Source organism: Luteitalea sp., assembly GCF_022842525.1.
Lineage (GTDB): Bacteria > Acidobacteriota > Vicinamibacteria > Vicinamibacterales > Vicinamibacteraceae > Luteitalea.
On record NZ_JALHPM010000250.1, the window covers coordinates 1 to 7435 of the forward strand.

At 68.4% G+C, this 7435-nt stretch carries 8 protein-coding genes; 1 reads left to right on the forward strand and 7 read right to left on the reverse strand.

Translation table 11 applies throughout. The annotated features are described in order from the left end of the window. Window positions 1-169: 169 nt before the first annotated feature. The 6 genes from Q0C41_RS28260 to Q0C41_RS28285 form a co-directional block, all read right to left on the reverse strand. Window positions 170-1126 carry a hypothetical protein gene (locus tag Q0C41_RS28260; protein WP_291989816.1) on the reverse strand — a complete coding sequence of 319 codons (957 nt, stop codon included), beginning with the start codon at window positions 1124-1126 and terminating at the stop codon, window positions 170-172. Further along, the gene (locus Q0C41_RS28265; RefSeq protein WP_291989818.1) at window positions 1123-1263 is read right to left on the reverse strand and encodes a helix-turn-helix transcriptional regulator; all 141 of its coding nucleotides are present in this window, start codon (window positions 1261-1263) and stop codon (window positions 1123-1125) included. Before Q0C41_RS28265 ends, Q0C41_RS28260 begins: the two co-directional genes overlap by 4 nt. A 51-nt stretch (window positions 1264-1314) precedes the next feature. Beyond that, the gene (locus Q0C41_RS28270) at window positions 1315-1920 is read right to left on the reverse strand and encodes a class I SAM-dependent methyltransferase (protein ID WP_291989820.1); all 606 of its coding nucleotides are present in this window, start codon (window positions 1918-1920) and stop codon (window positions 1315-1317) included. A 53-nt stretch (window positions 1921-1973) separates the two neighbouring features. Next, entirely contained in the window at window positions 1974-4037 is a 2064-nt protein-coding gene (locus Q0C41_RS28275; RefSeq protein WP_291989822.1) for a VWA domain-containing protein, read from the reverse strand. 34 nt (window positions 4038-4071) lie between these two features. Beyond that, window positions 4072-4326, reverse strand: coding sequence for a hypothetical protein (locus Q0C41_RS28280; protein ID WP_291989824.1), 255 nt, complete (start codon window positions 4324-4326; stop codon window positions 4072-4074). 69 nt (window positions 4327-4395) lie between these two features. Beyond that, window positions 4396-5067 (reverse strand): bifunctional 2-polyprenyl-6-hydroxyphenol methylase/3-demethylubiquinol 3-O-methyltransferase UbiG, encoded by a 672-nt coding sequence (locus tag Q0C41_RS28285; protein WP_291989826.1) that lies wholly within the window; start codon window positions 5065-5067, stop codon window positions 4396-4398. 107 nt (window positions 5068-5174) lie between these two features. On the opposite strand from Q0C41_RS28285, the gene Q0C41_RS28290 reads away from it, so the two are divergent. Continuing rightward, a complete protein-coding gene (locus Q0C41_RS28290) occupies window positions 5175-6320 on the forward strand; it encodes a VWA domain-containing protein (protein ID WP_291989827.1) in 1146 nt (381 codons plus the stop codon). A gap of 89 nt (window positions 6321-6409) precedes the next feature. On the opposite strand, the gene Q0C41_RS28295 is transcribed toward Q0C41_RS28290, so the two are convergent. Beyond that, on the reverse strand, window positions 6410-7435 hold a 1026-nt coding region (locus Q0C41_RS28295; RefSeq protein WP_291989829.1), incomplete at its 5' end, for a beta-propeller fold lactonase family protein.

Sequence of the window (7435 nt, forward strand, 5' to 3'; positions counted from 1 at the left end):
TAATGAGCATCAAGCGCAAGGCCGGCGGCTTCCGCAACGCCCAACACTTCACCACCGCCATCTACTTTCACTGCGGTGGGCTCGACCTCTACCCACGCTGATCCCGGAAGAGGCAGAATTCAAAACTCACAATGAAGCGCGGGGCCGGCTCCGCCACTCTGCCGGGCAATCAGGGCTCCGCGTGACTGGCCATCCCGAATCGACGACGGGACAGGTCCAGGATCACGATGAAACGGTCGTCAAAGATCTCGTTGCCGATGAATCCGCTCGTGTCTGGCCAGTGACTGAACGAGAAGCGCGAGTCCGTGGTGTGCCACACGACTGGGCGCTCGACGACGGCGGGGCCCACCGCGAGTTGTCCTTGCATGGGGGCGCCGATGAGGGTGAGGTCCGTATCCCAGCTGGACCCCGTGCGACGGCGCGTCGACGACTCCGTGCCTTGAAGTCCTGTGAGCGCTCGCCAACGCTTAGGTGAGGTAATCAGCGCAAACGCGCTCGCGCCTGTGTCGAAGAAGATGTCGGTGCGCGCGTGGCCGTCGATGGAAACGGGCACATACAGCTTGCCGTTGCGCAGTGTCGTCGGCAGGAACTGCGCACGCTGTTCGAGTCGGTCGGGGAGTTCCGCGCCCTTCGGCAGCACCATGAACCTCTCGCCGGGGTAGTCGAGCACCAGGATGCGCTGAGCGAAGAAGCTGAGGCCCAGGGATCCGACGACCGGCGCCGGCGTGCCTCGCACCACCGTCGCGCGGACGTCCGGCATCAGTCCCACGGTTTCGTTGGTCACCTCCACACCGGCGATCGTGCCGGAGACGGCCATGGCGCGTCCGGCTGCAACGAAGGCCGGGTTCAGATCGTGCAGGGTGCCGCCGTGCAGCACGGTATGGCTGGCACCGGTGTCGAGTTGCAGGTGGTGCTCGCCGGAAAGCCCCTCCAACGTGACCGGGACATGGATCGCGAGCCGCGCGATGTGCTCACCTCCCAGCTGCGCCGCGAACCACGTGAAGCGGTGCCACGGGTTCTCGTCGCGGTGGGCGGCTGGCGTCGCCGAGAGCGCCGCCGCCGCGAGCAGAGAGACGATGAGCCTCGCACTGCGCGTGAGGCAGGGGACGCTGCGGACGCAACTCATTCGTCGGGCACGAAGATGTCTTCGATCGCGCACGCGAACAGGCGCGCGATCCTGAACGCAAGAGGCAGAGTCGGGTCGTACTTCTCCGTTTCGATCGCATTCACCGTCTGACGGGAGACTCCGAGCGCGTCTGCCATCGCTGCTTGACACTTCGCCAGGGCGGTCCTCCGTGCGGGCGCGCCTGTCACTCACCGCTTCGCGACGATCAGCGCCTTGCGGGTCGACCCTCGCATGGTAAACGCCTCGTCGACGGACAGCACCCGGAAACCGGCGGCCTCGAGTTCGGCCGTGATGAAGCGTGGGGCGATGCCGTGCCACTTCACCTGTTCCTCGCGAGTGGGCAGCGACGAGACGGAATCGCAGATCACCAGCCGGGCGTCACGGCGCAGTGCACGCCGGAAGGCCTCGAGCATGGCCTCGGGTTCGGTGAACTCGTGATAGGCGTCGACGACGATGATGGCGTCGAGGCTGTCGGGCGGCAGACCAGGGTCGGTTGTCGAGCCGAGCACGACCTCGACATTCGCGAGGCCGTCGTCCTGCAGGCGCTGCCGCAATCGCGCCATGATCCGCGGCTCGATCTCGACGGCGTAGACACGTCCAGCCGGACCTGCTTGTGCCGCCAGCCTGCGGGTGATGAAGCCACCGCCCGCACCGACGTCGGCGACGTGCGCACCGTCGCGCATCCGCATCGCCGTCAGCAAGTCCGGCACGCGCTGCCAGCGGTCCCTGCCAGCGTCCGGGTCCTGATGGCGGGCCAGCAGCGGGTGCGGCCATGCACTGACGGCGGCCGCCACTGCGCGCAGCATCGTCCGTCGAGACGTCGCCGACAACCGTTCAGGCATGAGGTCTACCTCTCAGGCGCGATGATTCCCACCGGCAACCGCTGTGTCCCATGGCTCGTGGTCACGACCAGCGCCGAGACGTCCTGCGCATCGTCGAGCGGGACGACGAATCGCACGGCACTGGTGCCCTCGAGTTGCTGGCCCGAACCTTCCCAGGCCGTTTGCCCGTTGGGCAGCACGAGGCGTGCCTGTGATGGACCGCTGGCCAGGACGTGTGGAACGGTCACCGTCAGCACGTCGCCCTTCGGAAACACACGCGCCGTGGTGGGCGGCATGTCGGTCCAGCGACCCAGGCGCGGATCGATGAACGGCGTCGGCACCATCGAGAGGAAGCGTGACGAGACCAGCAGGCCGGTGGGCCACTTCGGTTCCTTCGGGACGACGACGTCGAGGTAGACGGAGCCGGCACGGCCACTGCCTGCCTGGAGTGCGGCGACGCGCAACTGATGGCGACCGGGCGGCAGGTCCACCGCCCAGACGCTGCGCAGGCTCGATGCGGCCAGCACCGCCCATTGGGTGTCCGTCGGGCGCAGCGTCAGCACACGGCGGGTGCCGTTGGCAGCCTTGCCCGACTCGTCGACGGTGAGCAGGCCTTGCTCGAGTTCGATGATGCCGTCGGATGTGCGCTGGCCGATGCGCGTGCCGTCGATCTCGACGAGCACCGCCATCGTGGTGGCCTTGCCGGTCCTGGCGACGGGCACGGCCTCGACGCGCATGGGCAGCGTATCCTCCGCCAGAATTCCCGCGAGAAGACTCCGTAACCGTGGCGACACGCTGCCCGGCACCTTGAGCGGCGGCGCTGGTGGCGCACCTGCGGCACGGTATCCGCGTCGAGCGAGCACGCGCAGCCCGGGTCGCTTCACCCTGATGTCGATCTGCCGGTACTCGTTGGCCTTGAGCGGACGCTCGGGCTCGTACGCCAGCACGTAGTGCGTGCTCGCATCCTGGAGCACGCGGTCGATGCCGCCGAGTGGGTCATTCGTGTCGACCAGGGACACACCACCGGTCAATGCGGCGAGGTCCCGTGTCATCTCCCTGGCCTGCCGCGCCTCCATGAGGATCTCGCTGTACTGACCGGGCGACAGGGGCGCTTGCAGCCCGGACACCTGGATCAGGTCGGCGTCCGGTACATCGAGGCCGTTGGGACTCAACGGGTAGATGGCGACGTTGCCGACAGCGGCTGCCGTGAGCACGTCGTTCATCAGGCGCAGCGACCCACTGCCGGCATTGACCCGGCCACTTCCGCTCGCCGTCGGCATGCGGACCTCCATGTCGGACATGCCCGCGCCGTACGACGAACCCTCGCTGAGCAGGACGACCGTCTTCCGACGGCCCGCGATCTCCCGCAAGGCGAGGGACACATTGCGCAGACGTTCGCACAGCCGCTGGTAGTGATCGAGCCGCTCGTTCTCCGAGTCGTCGCCCCTGAAGCGCTTGGCCTGCATCGTCTTGTCCAGCAGGCGCCGCCCCGTGAAGGTATCGATCATGCGCGTCGCATACGCGCGATCGCGTGTGAAGAACCCGGTCGAGTCCGTCGAGCTCGTGGTGACGACGAGCAGGAAGTCGCTCGGGGCGAGCTGTGAGATCAGGCGCCGTGCGGCCGCTCGGGCGACCTCGGTCCGCCTGACATCGACGTGCAGGTCGTCGAGGATCAGCGCGAACACCCTCGATTCGGCGGCGAAGTAGTTGGAGACGGGCGGCGAAATCGTCGTCGGCGGGGACGCGCCGGTGGCTGGAGGCAGTGTGGGCTCAGGCAGAGTCAGGCGACCGGGCGCATGCGTGAACGGGATGAAGGCCCGCATCGTCTGCGCGACGCCGTCTTCGAGGATCTCGAAGTCGCTGGCCCGCAGTCCCGTGACTGGCGTGCCGGCGCTGTCGTGCACGAGCACGCTGACCTCGACGCGCGTGACATTCACCCTGAACGTGGGTGACTCGGCCGCCGGCCGCTCCTGCGGCGCGTCCGGGAGCGACAGGCGCGGCACGCCGCGCGGGCCCTGGCCGGCCATGGGGACCGTCCACGCCACGCAGACCATCACCACGCTGACGACGCGCGCGAGCGGCAGCAGCATGGCGGTCCAGTGTCTCGATAGGCTAGGCGACGCCTTACTTGCCAAGGAGTTTCATTGTCGCAGGCGAGGTCACTTCGACCCACTGGCCGTTGAGCTTGACGACCATGTCGGCGGGCACCCGGCCATGCGTGTCGGGCGGGCCGAGCACGCGCACCCCGACGTTGTCACCCGAAAGCACTTGCGGGACGCCGGGCACCGTACCGGGGTCCGGCCGCGTCTGGGCCCACACCGTGACGGCGGTGACGCACAGCATCGCCGCGACCAGAACGAAGCTCAGTCGATGTGCCATCTGTCCTCCTCGATCGTCGTGCGCCAATTGGACGTTCACAGGACGCCATCGGCCGGCGCCCGCGTCGTGCTACTTCTTGCGCGCCAGCAGACGGACGAGACGCGTCGTGTGCAGACCCCAGTCCGCCCTGGCGCTGACGTCTTCGTAGCGAAGGGCGCGCAGCGTGCCGAAGAGCGTAAGGAGTTCGTTGTCGGCAAACGTCACGCTGGGGCCTGGCCCGGGTGGCTTGTCCAGCGCGGCGTCCGCCTGGTAGGCCTCGACGATGACGTGCCCGCCCGGGCGCAAGCTCTGCAGAATCCGTGGCAGCGCGGCGCGCAGGCCCGGGAAGTAGGCCAGCACGATCAGATCCCAGCGGTCGGTGCCCCAATCGAACTCCACCGCGCGCTGCTGCATCGCGGTGATGGTGACGCCAGCGGCACGGGCGGCTTCCAGCGACGTCTGCACGCCCACCTGTGACACGTCGAAGCCAATGACGGTCCACCCCTGTCTCGCAAGATGGATGGCGTTGCGCCCCTGGCCCATGCCGACGTCGAGCGCCGTCCCCGGCGTGAGTCCTTTGGCCACCTCGACGAGGAAGGCGTTCGGCTCCGTGTTGAAGTCCGGCGCTTCGAGATAGGCGCTATCCCAGGAGCGCCCCATCGCTGCTGTCTCCGGTGATGGCGTCTGGGCTGACGCTGACAGGTGCCCCAGCACGACGAGCATCAGCACCGCGAGCGTGAGGACTCTGGGAAAGCCGCGCATCGGCAGAGTCTACATCCGCGGTCGTAAGTGATGAGTCAACTCGTTTTGAAACGAGTATCTCGCGTTGACCCCTTGCGACGCATGGTTGTTACCATGGGGCCGTCACCATGCTCCCGAGGTTACTCGTCGTGGTCGCGGTGGCGCTTGCCGGCGCCGTGGTGGCCGGCCAGGCGCCGGCCGATCGCACGTTGCCTGCCTTCCGCGTCACGGCGGAGCTGATCCAGTTCGATGCGCGGTTCCTCGACGCGGACGGCAGGCCCGTCACCGACATCCGGAAGGACGAAGTCCGCGTCACGCAGCAAGGCAAGGTGGTCCCGCTGTCCGACCTGCGGTTCCATCCGCGCGGGACCGCCGCCGTTGTACCCGGCACCGCTGCCCCGGGCACCCCTCAGAGCGCAGCGAGCCCACCTCCCGCGGTGCAGGCATCGCCCGACGCCGACCTCGAGCCGTGGGTGTTCCTCATCGACGACATGGCGATGTCTCCTGATGCCTTCGCCCGGGCACGAACCGGGCTGCTGGCGATGCTGGAGAGCGGGATCCCGGCGGGCGTCGAGATCGGCCTCCTGCGCACGGGACCACTCGGCCGGCACACCACGCAGCTGTCGTCCGATCGGGCGGCACTGCTGCGGGATGTCACCGCGATGCGGTATGCACCCAATCGCTGGCGTGGCCGACCCACGAGCCGGTCGGGGGCGACGGGCGCAGGCACAGCCAACAAGGACCAGGTCTTCCTCGAGGGCACGCTGGCGAGTCTCAACTCGCTGCTGGTCGACCTGCGTCAGTTGCCGGGCCGCAAGGTCGTGGTCGTCCTGTCCGAGTTCATCGCGCTGAAGGGCAACGACGCAGACGTCCAGTCGGGCGGGCGCTACGCCACCCTGCGTACGCAGGAGTACGCGAACGTCGCCGGCCGTCTGCGCCGCCTCGGACGGCTCGCGGCAGAGTCCGGCTCGACCGTCCACACTCTGGACCTCTCGGGTGTGAACAACGTGGGGTCGAAAGACCGCGCCGAACTCGACGAGGGCCTGCACGCCGTCGCCGATGAACTCGGCGGGACGTACTACGGACGCAGCAACGACGTGGCGCCGCTGCTTGCCCGCCTCGTCGCGGCGGAGCAGGGTCAGTATGTGCTGTCGTACATCCCACCGGAGGGGACGTTCGACCGCAGCGCGAAGCCGCGCTTCATCTCACTCACGGTCACGGTCTCGAGACCCGGCGTGACCGTCCGCACGCGCAGCGGCTTCTTCACACGGTAGGCGGGCCCTTCTGCCTTCAGCCTTCTTGCCTGACGCGGAGCGCGTACCGCTGTTCGCCCCGCGCTTCATCGTGAACGCTGAATTGTGAATTACTTGACCACGACCCCCCACGGACTGCCGCCCGTGGCCACCTTCTTCGTTGCGGTGCCCGTGGCGATGTCAATCACCGACACGTCCGCGCCAGGACCATTGGCCGTGTAGAGCGTGGTGCCATCGGCACTCAGCGCGATGCCCCAGGGCCGCTCGCCGACCTCGAAGAACGTGCGCGTCACGGCGCGGCTCGCCACGTCGATGACCGAGACCGACCGACCGCGGCCGTTCGAGACGTAGAGCGTCCGCCCATCGGACGACAGCACGGCGCCCATGGGACGCGCCGGCAACTTGCCGTCCTCGCCGGCAGGCAGGTCGATCGTCTTGACCACGGTGCGGCTCGCCACGTCCACCACCGACACCGCGAAGCCGAACTCACCGGTGACGAACATCGTCGCGCCGTCCGGCGTGAAGACGATCGACCGCGGCCGCTTGGCGGTCTCGACGCGACCGACGACGGTGAAGGTGGTCGTGTCGACACCGACCACCTCGTTGTCCTCCTCGCACGTCACCCACACCGTCTTGCCATCGGGGCTCGTCGTCACGCCCTCGGGCTCCTCGCCGACCTTCACGCGCGTGCGGATGACCCCGGTGCCGAGGTCGAGCACCGACATCTCGGCGGTCTCCTCGTTGGAGACGTACAGCAGACGACCGTCCGGCGAGAGGTCGAAGCTCTCCGGGTCCTGGCCACTGGGGAAGGTGCGCACCAGCTTGCGCTGCACCAGGTCGACCACGCCGATGCCATCGGCGCTGCGGTCGGGCGGCGGCAAGGTGGATTCGTCCACCCCCGGCGGCGCGATGGGGGACCCCGAGAGCGCGACATACAGCCGCGTCCCGTCGGCCGACAGCTTGAGACCTCGCGGGCGCTTGCCGACGGCGATGCGTTCCACGATCTCGTGGGTCACGGCGTCGATCACCACGACCTGTCCCTCCGTCTCGTTCGAGACGTAGAGGCGCGGTCCGGCGGCCGGTGCCGCGGCCGGCGCCGCGGGCGCGGGCGCCGGCTGGTCGGGCGTGCCGCCACA